At 67.6% G+C, this 16,827-nt stretch carries 14 protein-coding genes; 10 read left to right on the forward strand and 4 right to left on the reverse strand.

What is annotated here, in order from left to right:
* Positions 1-186: 186 nt before the first annotated feature.
* Positions 187-636, reverse strand: a complete 450-nt coding sequence (locus ABD260_RS24505) for a DUF4307 domain-containing protein (RefSeq protein WP_344236750.1) — start codon at positions 634-636, stop codon at positions 187-189.
* Positions 637-695: 59 nt separating this feature from the next.
* Here ABD260_RS24505 and mca point away from each other — a divergent pair, with 59 nt between their 5' ends.
* The 6 genes from mca to ABD260_RS24535 all read left to right on the forward strand — a co-directional run bounded on the left by mca (position 696) and on the right by ABD260_RS24535 (position 8,877).
* On the forward strand, positions 696-1,559 hold the full coding sequence (gene mca / locus ABD260_RS24510; RefSeq protein ID WP_344236752.1) for a mycothiol conjugate amidase Mca: 864 nt from the start codon (positions 696-698) through the stop codon (positions 1,557-1,559).
* A 31-nt stretch (positions 1,560-1,590) separates the two neighbouring features.
* Positions 1,591-1,911 carry a hypothetical protein gene (locus ABD260_RS24515; protein WP_344236754.1) on the forward strand — a complete coding sequence of 107 codons (321 nt, stop codon included), beginning with the start codon at positions 1,591-1,593 and terminating at the stop codon, positions 1,909-1,911.
* A 199-nt stretch (positions 1,912-2,110) separates the two neighbouring features.
* Positions 2,111-3,106, forward strand: a complete 996-nt coding sequence (locus ABD260_RS24520; RefSeq protein WP_344236756.1) for a CopD family protein — start codon at positions 2,111-2,113, stop codon at positions 3,104-3,106.
* Positions 3,107-3,122: 16 nt separating this feature from the next.
* A complete protein-coding gene (locus tag ABD260_RS24525; RefSeq protein ID WP_344236758.1) occupies positions 3,123-5,093 on the forward strand; it encodes a thioredoxin domain-containing protein in 1,971 nt (656 codons plus the stop codon).
* Between the two features lie 225 nt (positions 5,094-5,318).
* Positions 5,319-7,385: a M4 family metallopeptidase gene (locus tag ABD260_RS24530; RefSeq protein ID WP_344236760.1), complete on the forward strand. Its 2,067-nt coding sequence runs from the start codon at positions 5,319-5,321 to the stop codon at positions 7,383-7,385.
* 85 nt (positions 7,386-7,470) lie between these two features.
* Positions 7,471-8,877: a M28 family metallopeptidase gene (locus ABD260_RS24535; RefSeq protein WP_344236762.1), complete on the forward strand. Its 1,407-nt coding sequence runs from the start codon at positions 7,471-7,473 to the stop codon at positions 8,875-8,877.
* On the opposite strand, the gene ABD260_RS24540 is transcribed toward ABD260_RS24535, so the two are convergent.
* The 3 genes from ABD260_RS24540 to trhA form a co-directional block, all read right to left on the reverse strand.
* Positions 8,874-9,380: a hypothetical protein gene (locus ABD260_RS24540; RefSeq protein WP_344236764.1), complete on the reverse strand. Its 507-nt coding sequence runs from the start codon at positions 9,378-9,380 to the stop codon at positions 8,874-8,876. The genes ABD260_RS24535 and ABD260_RS24540 overlap by 4 nt on opposite strands.
* Before the next feature lie 57 nt (positions 9,381-9,437).
* Positions 9,438-10,577 (reverse strand): phosphotransferase, encoded by a 1,140-nt coding sequence (locus tag ABD260_RS24545; protein WP_344236766.1) that lies wholly within the window; start codon positions 10,575-10,577, stop codon positions 9,438-9,440.
* Positions 10,578-10,734: 157 nt separating this feature from the next.
* Positions 10,735-11,430, reverse strand: coding sequence for a PAQR family membrane homeostasis protein TrhA (gene trhA, locus ABD260_RS24550; protein WP_344236768.1), 696 nt, complete (start codon positions 11,428-11,430; stop codon positions 10,735-10,737).
* A 260-nt stretch (positions 11,431-11,690) separates the two neighbouring features.
* On the opposite strand from trhA, the gene ABD260_RS24555 reads away from it, so the two are divergent.
* From ABD260_RS24555 to ABD260_RS24570, 4 genes are all read left to right on the forward strand, one after another.
* On the forward strand, positions 11,691-12,470 hold the full coding sequence (locus ABD260_RS24555; protein WP_344236770.1) for an isoprenyl transferase: 780 nt from the start codon (positions 11,691-11,693) through the stop codon (positions 12,468-12,470).
* Between the two features lie 1,433 nt (positions 12,471-13,903).
* The gene (gene phoH2 / locus ABD260_RS24560) at positions 13,904-15,238 is read left to right on the forward strand and encodes an RNA 5'-3' helicase PhoH2 (RefSeq protein ID WP_344236772.1); all 1,335 of its coding nucleotides are present in this window, start codon (positions 13,904-13,906) and stop codon (positions 15,236-15,238) included.
* A 172-nt stretch (positions 15,239-15,410) separates the two neighbouring features.
* The gene (locus ABD260_RS24565; RefSeq protein WP_344236774.1) at positions 15,411-16,112 is read left to right on the forward strand and encodes an aggregation-promoting factor C-terminal-like domain-containing protein; all 702 of its coding nucleotides are present in this window, start codon (positions 15,411-15,413) and stop codon (positions 16,110-16,112) included.
* A 7-nt stretch (positions 16,113-16,119) separates the two neighbouring features.
* Positions 16,120-16,761 (forward strand): polyamine aminopropyltransferase, encoded by a 642-nt coding sequence (locus ABD260_RS24570; protein ID WP_344236776.1) that lies wholly within the window; start codon positions 16,120-16,122, stop codon positions 16,759-16,761.
* The last annotated feature ends 66 nt before the right edge of the window (positions 16,762-16,827 follow it).

Below are 16,827 nucleotides of genomic sequence, written 5' to 3' on the forward strand. Positions count from 1 at the left end.
ATCACAACACCCCTTCAACCGACAGGTGTTGCAATCACCCCCTGAACCCGCCGGGTGCTAGGTGCCCCAAACCGGTTTGGGTGCGTGGCGGGCGCGATGGTGGGTGTGTGGGTGACCGGTCAGCGGGCGGCTGAGGGGGGCGGGTGAGTGGGGTGCGGGTCAGCGGGCGGGTGAGTGGAGTGGGGGTCAGCGGGGGCGGTGCTGGGTGGGGGTGGTGCAGCCGACCAGGACGACCGAGGTGGCTGAGCGCTGGGTGGTCAGGGTGACCGGGAGGGTCTGGTGCCGGGCGGAGTCCGCCGGGACGGTGACCGTCACCTCGCCGACGATCGAGAAGTCCGCCGCCTTCGCCTGCACCCGGCAGCTGGCCTCCTCGGACTTGCTCCGGTCCACGGTGATCGTCGCCTTCGCGCTCGTCGGCGAAACGACCTCGAATCCCTGCAATTGCGACGTCACCGCCGGGTTCGACTGAATCCAGGCGACCCACACCAGCCAGACCAGGGCGACCAGCGCCAGTACGCCCAGACCGCCGATCACCAGCGGCCGGCGGGAGCGGCCGGGCTTCCCGTACCGCGCGTTCAGGTCGGTGCTGGAGCCCGTGGTGGGGCCGGTGCCGGGGGACGTCGGGGAGTCGATCACAGGTCAGTCCAGGGGGTCGGTCGTGGGTTTTGCCGGGTGTCGTAGGACCATTGTGTCTTGTGAGTGGAGATCTTCGGTTGTTGCATGTGCACGCCCACCCGGACGACGAGTCGAGCAAGGGCGCCGCGTCCACCGCCAGGTACGTGGCCGAAGGCGTGGAAGTGCTGGTCGCCACGTGTACGGGCGGCGAACGCGGATCGATCCTGAACCCGAAAATGGACCGGCCGGAAGTGCTGGCGAACATCACCGAGATCCGCCGCAAGGAGATGGACAGCGCGCGCGAGATCCTCGGCATCCGGCAGGAGTGGCTCGGCTGGGTGGACTCCGGTTTCCCGGAGGGCGACCCGCTGCCGCCGTTGCCCGAGGGCTGCTTCGCGGGGCAGAAGGTGGAGGACGCCGCCGCGCCGCTGGTGAAGCTGATCCGCGAGTTCCGGCCGCAGGTGGTCACGACGTACGACGAGAACGGCGGGTACCCGCATCCCGACCACGTGATGTGCCACCAGATCACGGTGGCGGCGTTCGAGGCGGCCGGGGACAAGGACGCGTACCCGGAGCTGGGCGAGCCGTGGCAGCCGCTGAAGCTGTACTACCACCACACGTTCCACTACGAGCGGATGAAGGCGCTGCACGACGCGATGGTCGCGGCCGGGCTCGAGTCGCCGTACGCGGAGCGGCTGAAGGACTGGAAGCCGGACCCGGAGAACGAGCGCCGGATCACCACCCGGGTGGAGTGCGCCGAGTACTTCGGGGTCCGCGACCAGGCCCTGCTCGCGCATGCGACGCAGATCGACCCGGACGGATCCTGGTTCGCGGTGCCACTGGCCGTACACCAGGCGGCCTGGCCGACCGAGGACTACGAGCTGGCGCGGAGTCTGGTCGAGTCGGAGCTGCCTGAGAACGACCTGTTCGCGGGGCTCCGCTGACGGGCGGCACGGACAATGAGAGAATGGTGGCGTGACAGCGATGATCTCCCTTCAGACGGCCGAGATCGACCCGAACGTGGTGAAGCCGGGTTGGATCGCGCTGCTCATCGTGCTCGCTCTCGGTGCCGTCACGGTGCTGCTGTGGCTGAGCATGCGCAAACAGCTGAGGCGGATCGACGTGGACGGCGCTGGTGCGGACGGCCCAGCACGGTCCGGCGACCCAGCGAGTCCGGACAGCTCGCAGTCCCCGGCTGGCGATGCAGCGCCGAAGACTACGGAGACTTCGGGGACCCCGACGAGTTCGACTGAGGCCGACGCGCCTGCGGCTGACAAGGAACACTCCGCGCACTGACGCCGTCGCGCTGGGCTGTGACTGGGCTGACTCGGCTGGGTCTCGGTGCGGTACCGGTTGGAACACCCTGATCACGACATGGTTTCGGACTGGGCTGCCCACCTCCACGTGACCCTATAGTGAGCCGCGTGCTGACAGGAGCCCACGTTCGGTCCGTTTCGTGACCGCGGCCCGCGGTCAACGGGTGGCCCGGCATCGCATGCCCGGACGCCTGGTCGCGGGTGGGGTGGCCGCTGTCGCGGTCGCGACGGTGGCGCTGGTGATCGCGCTGTTCGCGGCCGGCAGTCAGCCGCAGAACGCCGGTGGGCTCGGTGGTCCGGACCTGTTCGTGTCCTGGCTGGTGCCGTTCTTCCGGCTGATCTCCACGCTCGCGACGGTCGGTTGCGCGGGCGCGCTGCTGGCCGCGGTGGTGCTGCTCCGGATCGACGGCGGCCCGCTCGGCGTACAGGGCCGGCGCGCGGTCCGGGACGCTAGCAACTCGGCCATCATCTGGGCGGTGTGCGCGTTCGCCGGCGCGGTCGTGACCGCGGCGGTCATGCTCAACACACCCGTCCGGCTGCTCCGGCTCCGCCTCGACGACGCGCTCGGCGTACCCGAGGTCAAGTCGTTGCTCATCACGGGCATCCTCGTCCTCGCGCTGGCGATCGGCATCCGGCGCGTACAAACCTCATCGGCCGCGAGCCTCGGCGTACTCGTCGCGATCGGCGCCCTCGTACCAACAGCCGTCACGACCTATCCGCGGAACGAGTCGTATGTCGTACTGGCCGGAATCGCCCTGGTCATCCATGTGATCGCGGCAACCACCTGGATCGGCGGTCTGGCCGGCCTGGTCCGCTACGGCCGCGCCAGCCGCAGCGGCCTCCCGATCGTGCTCGAACGGTACCGCCAGGTCGCGTACGTCTCGTCGATCGCCGTCGTCGCCAGCGGCCTGATCACCGCCGCCGGCCGCCTCGCCGCAATGGGCAACGGCTGGGGCTCCATCTTCAGCACCCTCACCTCAGACCCGTACGGCGCCCTCCTGATCGCCAAGGTCGCCGCCTTCGCCATCCTCATCGCCCTGGCCACCCTCCACCGCACCCGAGACCACGGCGACCTCCTCCACGCCGGCCGCCCCTTCTGGAAAGTAGTAGCCACCGAACTGGCCACCATGGCCCTGACCCTCGGCCTATCCGTAGCCCTCTCCCAAACCGCGTAGAACTACGGTTGGGGGTATGGCGAACGAGCTTGGGGCTTCGGCTAGTCCGTATTTGCGGCAGCATGCGGGGAATCCGGTGGAGTGGCGGGAGTGGGGGGCCGCGGCGTTCGCGGAGGCTCGGGAGCGGGACGTGCCGGTGTTTCTGTCGGTGGGGTACTCGGCTTGTCATTGGTGTCATGTGATGGCGCATGAGTCGTTTGAGGATGTGGGGACGGCGGGGTATCTGAGTGCGCACTTTGTCAGTGTGAAGGTGGATCGGGAGGAGCGGCCGGACGTCGACGCGATTTATATGGCGGCGACGGTGGCGATGACGGGGCAGGGTGGGTGGCCGATGTCGGTGTTTCTGACGCCGGCGGGGGAGCCGTTCTTCTGCGGGACGTATTTCCCGAAGGAGCCGCGCGGTGGGATGGGTTCGTTCCGGCAGGTGCTGGAGGCGATCACGGACGCGTGGCGAAACCGGCGTGAGCAGCTCGACGGGATCGGCAAGCGGGTGGTCGATCAGCTCGGCGCGCAGCAGCAGCCGGGCCGTGGGTCGCTGGATACCGCGCGGGCGGTGCAGTTGTTGCGGACCGAGTTCGACCCGGTGGATGCCGGGTTCGGGCGGGCGCCGAAGTTTCCGCCGTCGATGGTGCTCGACTTCCTGCTTCGGCATCACCGGCGTACGGGTGACAGCGATGCGCTCGCGATGGTGGCACAGACCTGCGAGCGGATGGCCCGCGGCGGCATGTACGACCAGCTGGCCGGCGGCTTCGCGCGGTACTCCGTGGACGGCCAGTGGATCGTGCCGCATTTCGAGAAGATGCTGTACGACAACGCGCTCCTGCTGGACGTCTACACGCAGTGGTGGGCGATCTCCGGCGACCCGTTGGCGCAGCGGATCGCGACCGAAACCGCGGACTTCCTGCTGGCCGAGCTGCGTACGCCGGAAGGTGGTTTCGCGTCCGCGCTCGACGCCGACACGGACGGTACGGAGGGCAAGTACTACGCCTGGACGCCGGACGAAATCCGCGACGTACTAGGCGCGGACGCCGACTGGGTGATCGACCTTTGCGACGTCACCGGCACCTTCGAGCACGGATCGTCCGTCCTGCAACTACGGCGCGAGCCGGATGATCCGCAGCGCTGGGCCCTGCTCCGCGAAAAGCTCCTGGAGGCGCGCAATCGGCGTACTTATCCAGGCCGTGACGACAAGGTGGTCGCCGGGTGGAACGGGCTCGCGATCACCGCCCTCACCCGCGCCGGCGTCGTATTCGACCGGCCGGAGTACGTCGACGCCGCCCAGTCCGCTGCCGAATTGATCCGCACCATCCACCTCGACCCCGAGACCGGCCGGCTGCACCGCACCTCGCGGGACGGCAAGCGAGGTACCGCGCACGGCGTCCTCGAGGACTACGCCGCCTTCGCGCAGGGCTGCCTGACGTTGCTCGGAGCAACCGGTGATATCACGTGGTTCGAGACCGCTAAAGCCTTGCTGGACAGGACTCTGGAGCAGTTCGTTGCCGACGGCTCCTACTTCGACACCGCCGCGGACGCCGAAGAACTGATCTGGCGGCCGCAGGACGCGACCGACAACGCCACGCCGTCCGGGGTCAGCCTGGCCGCCGACGCGTTCACCACGCTCGCCAGCCTGACCGGATCGGTCCGGTACGAGGAAGCGGCCGAGCAAGCGCTGCAGGCCTCCGCCGCGATCGCGGAGCGCGCCCCGCGCTTCGCCGGCCGCGCGCTCGCGGTGGCGGACACCATCGCCGGCGGCCCGTTGGAAATCGCGATCGTCGGTACGTCGCCCGAGCTCCGGCGGGTCGCGTTCACCCAGGCGCAGTGGGGTACGGCGATCGTCGCGGGCGCCCCCGGTCTGGCCGTACCGCTCTTCGACGGCCGGGCACTCGTCGACGGGGCGCCGGCCGCGTACGTATGTCAGAAATTCACCTGCCGGCTGCCTGTCACGTTGCCGGAACACCTTCGGGACGCCCTGCGGCCGGCGCGCTGAACCTGCGCCGGGTGCGGGTTTTCCCTGCCGTTTCGGTCGAATCCCTTGACTCACGGCGACCGGGCGGCAACAGTCAGTCCCCAAGTCGGATGTAACAGAACTCGCATGCACCGACACAAAGTGTCACAACTGAGGCAGTGGCACTGTTGCGTCAGCATCCGGCGCGTCCCCAACTGAATTGGTCGCTGCGCCCAAACAGCGACCACACCGTGAGGAGATGTTGTCTTGAAACGACTGACATCAGCAGGGGTGGCGATTGTCGCGGCAGCGGGTCTTGCCGTCACGATCACCGCCTCGACAGCGGGTGCCGCCGACCGATCGGTTCCGCTCCCGGCATCCGGCTTCAACCAGCCGGCCGCCGTCCAGGCCGAACAGGCGCTGACCGCGCAGACGGCCACCGCACTCGGGCTCGGCAAGGGCGAGCAACTCAAGGTCCGCGACGTGGTCAAGGACGCCGACGGCACCGAGTACGTCCGCTACGACCGTACGTTCAACGGCCTGAAGGTCGTCGGTGGTGACCTGATCGTCAAGCGCAAGGGCGAGTCGATCGGCCAGGTCACGTACAACCGTGGCGCGAAGGCTGTCGAGGTCGCGACCAAGCCGACTCTGTCCCAGTCGGCCGCACTGGCGAAGGGCGCACAGGCCGCGAAGTTCAAGGCCTCCGGCAACAAAGGCCAGTTGGTCGTGTACGTGACGCCGGCCAAGCCGGTGCTCGCGTACGAGGTGGTCACCACCGGTGTGAAGCCCGACCAGACCCCGTCGGTGCTGCACTCGTTCATCGACGCCAAGACCGGCGCACTGCTGGCGCAGGACGACGAGATCAAGGCCGGTACCGGCAACTCGATGTACGCCGGCACCGTCTCGATCGGTACGTCCGGCAGCTACACGATGACGGACCCGTCCCGCGGTGGTAACTACACGACCGACCTCAAGGGCGCGACCAGCGGCAACGGCACCACGTTCACCAACACCACCGACACGTGGGGCGATGGCACCGCGTCGAACCGCCAGACTGCTGCTGTCGACGCGCACTACGGCGCTCAGCTGACGTGGGACTACTACAAGAACGTCCACGGCCGGAACGGCATCTTCAACAACGGTCAGGGCGCTCGTTCGCGTGTGCATTACGGCAACGCGTACGTGAACGCGTTCTGGGACGGTACGCAGATGACGTACGGCGACGGATCGGGCAACACGCACCCGTTGACCGCGATCGACGTGGCCGGCCACGAGATGAGCCACGGTGTCACCGAGGCGACCGCCAACCTGAACTACTCGGGTGACGCGGGCGGCCTGAACGAGGCGACCAGCGACATCTTCGGCACCATGGTCGAGTGGTCCGCGAACAACTCCGCCGACCCGGGTGACTACCTGATCGGCGAGAAGATCAACATCAACGGCAACGGCACGCCGCTGCGCTACATGGACAAGCCGTCGAAGGACGGTGCCAGCAAGGACTGCTGGACGACCAGCACCGGCGGTCTGGACCCGCACTACTCGTCCGGTCCGCTGAACCACTGGTTCTACCTGGCGTCGGAGGGTACGGGCAGCAAGACCATCAACGGTGTCACGTACAACAGCACCGCCTGCAACGGCACCACGTTCGCCGGCGTCGGCCGGGACATCGCCGCCAAGGTCTGGTACCGCACGCTGACCACCAAGCTGAGCTCGGGCAGCACCTACAAGGACGCCCGCGAAGGGGCGATCAACTCCGCGAAGGAGCTGTACGGCGCCGATTCCGCGCAGTGCAAGGGCATCGAGGCCGCGTTCGGCGGGATCTCGGTCCCGGCTGGTTCGGCCGCTTGCGGCGGTGGCACCACGCCGCCGACCGGTGACAACCTGCTGAAGAACCCGGGCTTCGAGTCCGGCGCCGTCGACTGGACCGGTACCGCCGGCCCGGTCACGAACAACACCGCCCGCCCGGCCCGGACCGGCACCTGGAAGCTCTGGCTGCAGGGCAACGGCCGCGCCACCACCGAGAGCGTCGGCCAGTCGGTCGCGATCCCGGCCTCGGCCACTTCGGCCACGTTGACGTTCTGGATCCGGATCGACACCGCCGAGACCACGACCACGACGGCGTACGACACCGCGAAGGTGCAGGTCGTGGACGGATCGACGACCAGCACGCTGGCGACGTACTCGAACCTGAACAAGAACACGTCGTACGTGCAGAAGACGGTGAACCTGTCGGCGTACAAGGGGAAGACCGTCACGGTGAAGTTCGTCGGCCAGGAGGACTCCTCCGCGCAGACCAGCTTCGTCATCGACGACACGTCCCTGACCGTGAGCTGATCGGCTCACTCCGAGTCGTCCGGGGCGCGGAGCCACCGCCCAGGCCCGCGCCCCGGATCCTCTTCTGCTCCGAGGAGATCGGTTCATGCGTAAAGCGCTCGTCCCCGCGCTCGGTGTGATGCTCGCGTTGGTTGCCCCAGCCAACGGTGCGTTCGCGGCCGATTCGCCGGACATCTCGGTGACCAACACCAAGGCTCATCTGGATCAATTTCAGTCGATTGCCACCAGCAACGGTGGGAATCGGTACACCGGCCGGTCCGGGTACAAGGCTTCGGCCGATTACGTGAAGGCCAAGCTGGACGCGGCCGGTTATACGACCACATTGCAGTCGTTCAGTACGTCGGCCGGTACTTCGTACAACGTGATCGCCGAATGGCCGCACGGTGATGCGAACCATGTGGTGATGGCCGGCTCGCATCTGGACAGTGTCAGTGCCGGTCCCGGGATCAACGACAACGGCTCAGGCAGCGCCGGCGTACTCGAAACCGCCCTCGCTTACGCTGCCGGCGGCCAAACGCCCAAGAACCGCTTGCGTTTCGGGTTCTGGGGTGCCGAGGAGCTCGGTCTGCTCGGCTCGAAGTACTACATGAACAATCTGCCCGCGGCCGATCGGGCCAAGATCGAGCTCTATCTTAATTTCGACATGATCGCGTCGCCGAACCCGGGGTATTTCGTGTACGACGACAACCCGGCCGGTAATGGTGCACGTGACGATCTGGTCGGGTATTTCGCCGGCAAGAACGTGCAGACGGAGTTCATCGACGTACAAGGCAGGTCCGACCATGCCGCGTTCAGGTCGTTGGGTATCCCTACGGCTGGGACATTCTCCGGCGCCGAGGAGATCAAGTCGTCGGCGCAGGCAACGAAGTGGGGTGGTACGGCGGGCCGCGCGTTCGACCCGTGCTATCACCGGTCCTGCGACACGATCAGCAACTTGGATCTCACCTCGCTGGATCGCCAGATCGATGCCATCGGCCACATGATCTGGACGTACGCGCAGAAGGATTACACCGGTGGTCCGCCGCCGGGTGGTGGGAATCTGTTGCAGAACCCCGGTTTCGAGTCCGGTGCGACTGGCTGGACCGGTACGACCGGGGTGATCACCAGTAGCACGTCGCGGCCCGCGCACAGTGGGTCGTACAAGGCGTGGCTGCAGGGGAACGGCCGGAGCAGTACCGAGAACCTCAGTCAGGCGGTGACGATCCCGGCGACGGCTGCCTCGGCCGCGTTGTCGTTGTGGATTCGGATCGATACCGCGGAGACCACGTCGTCAACTGCGTACGACACGGTGAAGGTGCAGGTGGTTGACGGTACGGTCACCAGCACCTTGGCCACGTACTCGAATCTGAACAAGAGCGCGGCGTACGTACAGAAGACGCTCGATGTGTCGGCGTACAAGGGGAAGACGGTCACGGTGAAGTTCGTCGGCCAGGAGGATTCGTCGGCGCAGACCAGCTTCGTGATCGACGATGTCGCGGTGACCGCCGGCTAGATCTTTGTGCAGAGCTTGCCTGGCGGGTTGGCGGCTTCGGTGAGGAGTTTGCTCACCGGGGCCGCCAACGGCTTCAGCTTCGGGTCCTCGAGCCGGGCCGTCTTTCCGTTCGCCGAGACCGCGACGATCATGTCGTCGGGATGCCGCGTCGACGGTTTGGTCGCCACGAGGCCCGCCCAGTCGACCTGCTGGGCCGCCGCGGTGATGGTGGTCAGCAGACTTGGTGCCAGCTTGCAACGGACCGGCGCCTTGCCCCGCGAGCTCACCGTCGCGACCCCGTCGGTCCCGACCAGCACCTGATCGTCAAAGCCGGCGAACCCACCGGTCCGGCTGACCGTCAACGGCAGTCCGGCTCCGATCGGTGTAGCCGTCGGCAGCGTGGGTGCACTGGGCGACGGCGTGCTACTACCTTGGCCGCTACCGCCACCGGACTCGCTGCCACATCCACTCAGCGCAAACCCGGCCACGACGACCACCGCTACGTACCTGCTCAGGTTCCTCACTCACTATGGATATCAGCAGCTGCACGATCCGTTGCAGCTGTGACGCGACTGAAATATTCAAATCACCTGTGAGACCAGGTCGACGATCGCACGGGTCAGCAGTACACGGTGCTCGAACAGCTCCGGCGGTGCGCCGCCGTCAGGTAGAGCGGTGAAAGCTGCCCGTACGAGCAGCGAGCCCAGATAGCCGTAGAGGACGTCGTCGTGCGACACCTGCATCCCCTCGGCCGCCAGGCCCTCCTGGAAGGCGCTGAGGATCACGTTGTGCACTGCTGGGAGTGCCTCCGGTGCCAGCTCGCCCGCGTGCGCCAGACCGATCAGTAGCTGGCCCAGGTCGAACCCAACTGCTTGCGGACAGTCGAAGCCCCAGTCGATCAGTACGAACTCATCTGGTTTGTCCTGTGGTACCAGGAGGTTCTGTGGGCTCGCGTCACCGTGCTGGTAGCACTGCGGCAGTGCATCCAGTGCGTCGAGCACGGTTGGGACCTGTTGGCCCAGTGCGAGCAGGTCGTTGCGCAGTCCGTACTCCCCGAGGTTGTCCACTGCCGCAGCAAGTGGTGGGTGCCGCCAGGTCGCCGGATCGCCCAGTGCGGGCAGTGCGGCCTGCATTACGCGGCCGTTGGCGTAGTAGCGCAGTGCGTACCCGGGCGTACTGAAGTGGGGCCGGGGGAGCAGCGGCTCGACCAGGTGCGGCTGCCGACGGGCTGACAGTCGCCCAAGCAGGTACGCCGCGCGCTCGAACCGGTCCATCGGCCAGGGCCCCGGCGCCTGGACGATGTTCTCCATCCAGATCGTCCCGCGCTCATCGTCGTACACATCTATGCGGTACGCCTTGGCAAGACGCATCCCATCCGGCAAGAGGTCGCTGATGCCGCTGCGATGTACGGCGATCTCCAACTGCCAGGGCATGTACTCGATGAAGCTCTGCCGGAACTCCATCGGCATCTGCTCCAGCACCGGCGAGTACCGCACCGACTGCAGCTTCTTCACAAAGCACGACCAGTCCGCACCGCTGGTCGTCGTACCAAACACCCGATGCAGCGACTCCGTACTCGGCGTACCAATCGGGTAGTCAACCGCCTCCACCCGCACCACCCCCGGCACGGCCCGCGGATCCCCCGTCACCGCCCGCACCAACCCAACCAGCTCCGCATCCCCCAACCCACCCGGCCCCAACACTTCCAACGCAGCGCTCATGTCGCCCCCCGGCAGACCAGAACCACAACCGTGCCATCATCACCCACCGAAGCCCCGCACCGGAACCCGTCCGGGGCGTCTCCCCGCCCACCTCAGCCGCCCCCGCTCCCCGCTCCACACGCGGCTCCGAGTGGGGGCCGGCGGTCAAGCGTTGTGCTCACCCGACGGTGTACGTGGCGATGCTGACGGCTATGTAGTGGCAGGCGAAGGCGGCGACGGTGAAGGCGTGGAAGATTTCGTGGAAGCCGAACCAGCGGGGGGAGGGGTTCGGGCGTTTGGTGCCGTAGACGACGGCGCCGATGGAGTACAGGCCGCCGCCGACGGCGATCAGGGTGACGACGGCGGTGCCGCCGGTGTGGTAGATGTCGCCCATCCAGAAGATCGCGACCCAGCCGAGGGCCAGGTAGATCGGCGTGTAGATCCAGCGGGGTGCGCTGAGCCAGAAGATGCGGAACAGGATGCCGAGGGCCGCGCCGCCCCAGACCAGGCCGAGCATCAGCACCCGGTTCGCGCCGTGCAGCAGCACCATCCCGAGCGGGGTGTAGGTGCCGGCGATCAGCAGGAAGATGTTGCTGTGGTCGAGCCGGCGCAGGATCGCCTCGCCGGTCGGGCCCCAGTAGAACCGGTGGTACAGCGCGGAGATGCCGAACAGCAGCATCGCGCCGATCGTGTACACGGCCGCGGCCCAGCGGGCGTTCGCGTGCGGTGCCAGGCAGACCAGGACGATGCCGGCCGCGGTCGCGAGCGGAAAGGTGCCGGCGTGCAGCCAGCCGCGGAGCTTGGGCTTGAGCGGACCGATCCGCCCGGAGAGCGGGTTGCCGAGTTCCTGAGGCCGCGCACTGGTAGCGGACATCGCCGTCCTTTCGAGGGGTAGCCGGGCGGTGGTGTACCTACGCAACCGTAACCTACGGAACCGTAGGTTTCATCGGCCGGAAGGATGAATGTAGGCGAAGTCACCGCGAGCCCGCAGCGCTCCCGCGTTTTCGATGCCCAGAGTTCCGGAAAAGTTCGGCTCGGCCGGCAGCTTTTTGTGAGCCACTCCAAGGCCTCTCCGACCTGGGCGAATGTGGGCTAGCCTCGTGATCGAGACCCTTTGAGGAGAGCATCCTGCCCATGCCGACACCTGGCAAACAGAAGCTGCGCGACGTGGTCTACGGCCTGTACGAGCGCCGGCTGACCCGATCGCTGTCGCCGGACCGGATCCCGCGGCACATCGGCGTCATCATCGACGGCAACCGCCGCTGGGCCCGGCAGGTCGGCGACCCGGTGTCGCGCGGTCACGAGGCCGGAGCGACCAAGATCACCGAGTTCCTGCACTGGTGTGACGACGTCGGTGTCAAGGTGGTCACGGTCTGGATGCTGTCCACCGACAACCTGACCCGCCCGGCCGACGAGCTGGAGCCGCTGCTCCGGATCATCGAGCAGACCGTCGAGGAGCTGACCGCGATCGGCCGCTGGCGGATCCACCCGGTCGGTGCGCTCGACCTGCTGCCGGGCAGTACCGCGGAGGCGCTGAAGGCGGCCGAGACCGACACCCAGGACGTCGACGGCCTGCTGGTCAACGTCGCAGTCGGGTACGGCGGGCGCCGCGAGCTGGCCGACGCGGTCCGGTCACTGCTCTTGGAGGAAGCCGCCAAGGGCATCTCGATCGAGGAGCTGGCCGACCGGGTCGACGTGGAGCACATCGCCCGGCACCTGTACACCAAGGGCCAGCCGGACCCCGATCTCGTCATCCGGACGTCAGGGGAGCAGCGGCTCGGCGGCTTCCTGCTCTGGCAGAGCGCGCTCAGCGAGTTCTACTTCTGTGAGGCGCTCTGGCCGGACTTCCGGCACGTCGACTTCCTCCGCGCGATCCGCAGCTACGCCCAGCGCGAGCGCCGCTTCGGCACCTAAGCGAGCTGAGTGACGGCCGCAGCGGCGGCAGGTCGTACGGCGGCGTAGGTAGTAGGCGTACGTCGCCGTGCCGAGTGCGGCGCCCCAAACGGTCCACAGGATGCCCGGACCGGTGACTGCCCAGTTGTCGCCGTGCAGCGGCATCTGGGCGTTCATCAGCCCGGCCGGGATCAGTACGACCGCAACGATCGACGCCGGGATGATCGCCAGCAGGGGCGGTACGCGCCGACCGGCTTTGAACCAGATCCACCGCGGGTACACCTCGCCCCACCGGCGGACCAGGCCGTGGGTGAGGACGCCGCCGCCGAGGCCCAGCACCGCCATGCCGAGGCCCATCTCGAGCATCCCGGGCGTATCGGCCATCATCTGGTGGAAATCCTCGCTGATGCCCAACGGCCAGCCGAAGAACCAGGCGACGCGGGTGAACTCGTAGGGAACGTTCGCCAGCACCGCGACGGCGACCGCCCGGCGGCCCCACCGCAGCGCCGCGTCCGGGCGGGTCCAGGCGGGCTGGACGTGGCCCCGGCCGCACGACACGCAGAGCTGCCGGCTGCGGCGGTGGTACGCGATCGCGGTCGCCGCCCAGAGCAGTCCGCCGACGAAGACGACGATCAGGTTCACCCGATGCCAGTACAGGATGTCGCCCATGCCCTGCGATCCCGGTACGCCGGTAAAGGTGAACACCACCAGTAGCGGAGCCAGTACGAGCATCGCGATCAGTGTGTAGTCAGGTATCACCAGTGCGAGGCACACCGCGAGTACTGCGGCGACTGCTTGGAGTACTGAGCCGCGCGGCCGGGTGCGGGTCATCACGACAGCCAGTACGGCGCCGCCCAGTCCGACAGCCGCCATCACCGGTGCGACCACCTGCACCGGCGTACCCTCCAGGAGCGAGCCGGTAGCGCGGTCGTCCGGTACGGGCGCGAACGGGTACCCGGCGCCTCCGAAGGTCCAGTACATGCCCAGTACGCCGTAAACGAGGGACCAGAGCGCAGTGGCGTACCCGGTCCAGATCGGCCAGTTCTTTCGCATGCACCGAGCTTCACGCGGCTGCCCGCGCGGGGGATCACCCAGCGGAGTGAGCGGCCTCCCCCGGGTGAGTGGAAGGTGTAACGCCGCGTTAACCCCGTGGCCGGGCGTGTCGGGCTGCGCAGTTTGTCGGAGCCTCCTACTCTGACAATGACGGTCGGAGGGGAAGCCGGCTGTCCGGGAGGCCCGATCAGCTTGAGAATCGTTTGCCAGCCGGTTGCCCCATGAGGGGCCGAACGGAGTACCCGAGACCTGTGGTCTCGACCTCACTGATTCCCGGATTCGCCGGTACGGCGGTCCGGAGGGGATCTGCATCCGGTCCCCGGGCCAGCTCCCGGTCCATCACCTAACCACTGGTGGGCCGGGCGAGGTGCAACGTCGCGGCCCAGAAGAGGACGTGCGACATGGCTGCCACCCACGCCAAGGCGTCAAGTACCTCATCCACACCGGCCCAGCGCACCTTCGTGCTGGACACCTCGGTGCTCCTCTCGGACCCGCACGCGATGCTGCGGTTCGACGAGCACGAGGTGGTCGTCCCGGTGGTCGTCGTCACTGAATTGGAGGCCAAACGGCATCACCCGGAACTCGGCTACTTCGCCCGCACCGCGCTGCGACTGCTCGACGAGCTCCGGATTCTGCACGGACGTCTGGACGCGCCCCTGCCAGTGGGGGAGAAGGGTGGAACCCTTCGGGTCGAGCTGAATCACACCGACCCGGAGACGCTGCCGGCCGGGTTCCGGCTCGGTGACAACGACAGCCGGATTCTGGCCGTGGCCTGCAACTTCAAGGCCGAGGGCAAGGACGTCACGCTGGTCTCGAAGGACCTGCCGATGCGGGTCAAGGCGTCGGCGTGCGGGCTGCAGGCGGAGGAGTACCGGGCGGAGCTGACCCTGGAGTCCGGCTGGACCGGGATGGCCGAGCTCGAGGTCGAGACCCACGTGGTGGACGACCTGTACGAGGACGGTGCGGTCGAGCTGGCTCAGGCCGGTGAGTTCCCGACCCACACCGGGCTGGTGCTGCTGTCCGACCGGGGCAGTGCGCTCGGCCGGGTGATGCCGGACAAGCGCGTGCGCCTCGTACGCGGCGACCGGGAGGCGTTCGGCATTCGCGGCCGGTCAGCCGAGCAGCGGGTCGCGCTGGACCTGCTGCTGGACCCGGACGTCGGCATCGTCTCGCTGGGCGGCCGGGCCGGTACCGGTAAGTCCGCGCTGGCCCTGTGCGCCGGCCTGGAGTCGGTGATGGAGCGGCGGCAGCACAAGAAGGTGGTGGTCTTCCGGCCGCTGTTCGCCGTCGGCGGGCAGGAGCTCGGGTACCTGCCGGGCAGCGAGTCCGAGAAGATGCAGCCCTGGGCACAGGCGGTGTACGACACGCTCGGCGCGCTGACGAGCAGTGATGTGATCGACGAGGTGTTCGACCGGGGGATGCTGGAGGTCCTGCCGCTGACCCACATCCGCGGCCGGTCGCTGCACGACGCGTTCGTGATTGTTGACGAAGCACAGTCGCTGGAGCGCAACGTACTGCTCACCGTGCTCTCCCGGGTCGGTGCCAACTCGCGGGTCGTCCTGACTCACGACGTGGCTCAGCGGGACAACCTGCGGGTCGGACGGCACGACGGCGTGGTCGCGGTGGTCGAGCAGCTCAAGGGGCACCCGCTGTTCGCGCATGTCACGCTGACCCGCTCGGAGCGGTCGCCGATCGCCGCGCTGGTCACCGAAATGCTGGATGATCTCCAGTTGTAAGCAGTGTTCTGGCTGTTCGGTCCTTGAATTCTGTTAAGCGAAAGTAAGAACGGTGCGGTCGCCACGCGGCGGCCGCACCGTTCGCCCGTGACCTGCTTGTGATCACGCTCGGTTTACGCCAGAGTATGTTCTCGTTGCAGCCGACGGGGGTCGGGTTTTCTCGGAAGGACAGATGAAAGCGAAGCGCTCCGTCGCGGCTCTCTCAGTGACTGGGATCGCCGTGGTCTCCGTCGTCGCCGGTATCGATCTCTTCAGCTCCCCCGGGAGCAGCAATGCGTCAGAGAACGTGTCCGGCCGGGCCGAACTGGCCGTCATCAACAGTGGCAAGGTCCTGACCAGCACCACGCCGGCCGCCACCCCGAAGTCCGGCGACCTCGCCGCGGCCGCCGACGCGGTCCGGATGCGGAACCAGGTCGAGGCCATCGAGCAGCAGCGCATCGCGTTGCAGAACGCTGCCGATCAGAAGATGGATGCCAAGAACGCTGCCATGAAGCGGTACCAGGCGCTCCAGGAGGCCGACCGGTCGGTCCGGGAGGAGCGGGCCAGCCGCGACGCCGAGCGGAAGAAGTACGAGGGCACGCCGAAGGAAGTGGCGATGAACCTCCTCCCCGACCACGGCTGGGGCCAGAGCCAGTTCAGCTGCCTGGAGAAGCTCTGGAACAAGGAGTCCCGCTGGAAGGTCAGCGCGGCCAACCCGACCTCCTCCGCGTACGGCATCCCGCAGGCACTGCCCGGTAAGCGGATGGCGGCGTACGGCTCCGACTGGCGCACCAACCCGGTGACCCAGATCAAATGGGGCCTGGACTACATCGAGGCCACGTACGGCTCACCGTGCTCCGCGTGGTCGCACTCGGTGGCCAAGAACTGGTACTGACCCGGCTGTGGAGCTGGCACGGGCGGTGAGCGCCCGCGGTGAGCTGGTGCTGCGCCGACGCGACGGCGGAGCGCTGGAGCTGCGGGTCAACGGTGTGTTCGTCATGGACGACCAAGAGACGTCGAGCGAGGAACTGCTCGCGTCGGCCGCGCTGGCCGCCGTACGGCACCCGGACCGCGTGGTGGTCGGTGGGCTCGGGCTCGGGTACACGGTCCGCGCGCTGCTCGACGACGAACGGCTCGGGCAGGTGCTCGTCGCGGAGATCGAGCCCGACCTGGTCGGCTGGATGCGCTCCGGGCTGGTCCCGTCGATCCTGGATGATCCGCGGGTCGGCGTGGTTGTGGGAGATGTACGGTCGGTGGTCGCGGACCTGGTCGATGCATCGGTCGACGCTATTTTGCTGGATGTGGACAACGGTCCGGATTTCCTGGTGTACAACGAGAACTCGGCCATCTATACGTCCGGCTTCCTCGCCGTGTGCCGGGCGAAACTGCGGGCCGGTGGGGTGCTGACGGTCTGGTCCTCGTCGTTGTCGCCTTCGCTGGAGGCGGCCGTGTCCTCGGTCTTCGGTGGCTGCGAGGTGAAGCCGGTGCCGGTCGCGCTGCAGAATCGGGCCGAGACTTACTACGTGTACCAAGGCGGCGCGTAGGTCCGCGTACGTCTGTGGCGTAGGTCCGTGGCGTAGGTCTGTGGGGTTGTCCACAGGTTGCGGATC

This window comes from Kribbella hippodromi (assembly GCF_039531045.1).
Taxonomy (GTDB): Bacteria; Actinomycetota; Actinomycetes; order Propionibacteriales; family Kribbellaceae; genus Kribbella; species Kribbella hippodromi.

Excerpts from the sequence above, each read along its gene's own strand:
- phoH2 (WP_344236772.1), top strand. The coding sequence starts at position 13,904 with ATGGCTGCCACCCACGCCAAGGCGTCAAGTACCTCATCCACACCGGCC.
- ABD260_RS24545 (WP_344236766.1), bottom strand. The coding sequence starts at position 10,577 with ATGAGCGCTGCGTTGGAAGTGTTGGGGCCGGGTGGGTTGGGGGATGCG.
- ABD260_RS24525 (WP_344236758.1), top strand. The coding sequence starts at position 3,123 with ATGGCGAACGAGCTTGGGGCTTCGGCTAGTCCGTATTTGCGGCAGCAT.
- ABD260_RS24535 (WP_344236762.1), top strand. The coding sequence starts at position 7,471 with ATGCGTAAAGCGCTCGTCCCCGCGCTCGGTGTGATGCTCGCGTTGGTT.
- ABD260_RS24565 (WP_344236774.1), top strand. The coding sequence starts at position 15,411 with ATGAAAGCGAAGCGCTCCGTCGCGGCTCTCTCAGTGACTGGGATCGCC.
- trhA (WP_344236768.1), bottom strand. The coding sequence starts at position 11,430 with ATGTCCGCTACCAGTGCGCGGCCTCAGGAACTCGGCAACCCGCTCTCC.
- ABD260_RS24520 (WP_344236756.1), top strand. The coding sequence starts at position 2,111 with ATGCCCGGACGCCTGGTCGCGGGTGGGGTGGCCGCTGTCGCGGTCGCG.
- ABD260_RS24555 (WP_344236770.1), top strand. The coding sequence starts at position 11,691 with ATGCCGACACCTGGCAAACAGAAGCTGCGCGACGTGGTCTACGGCCTG.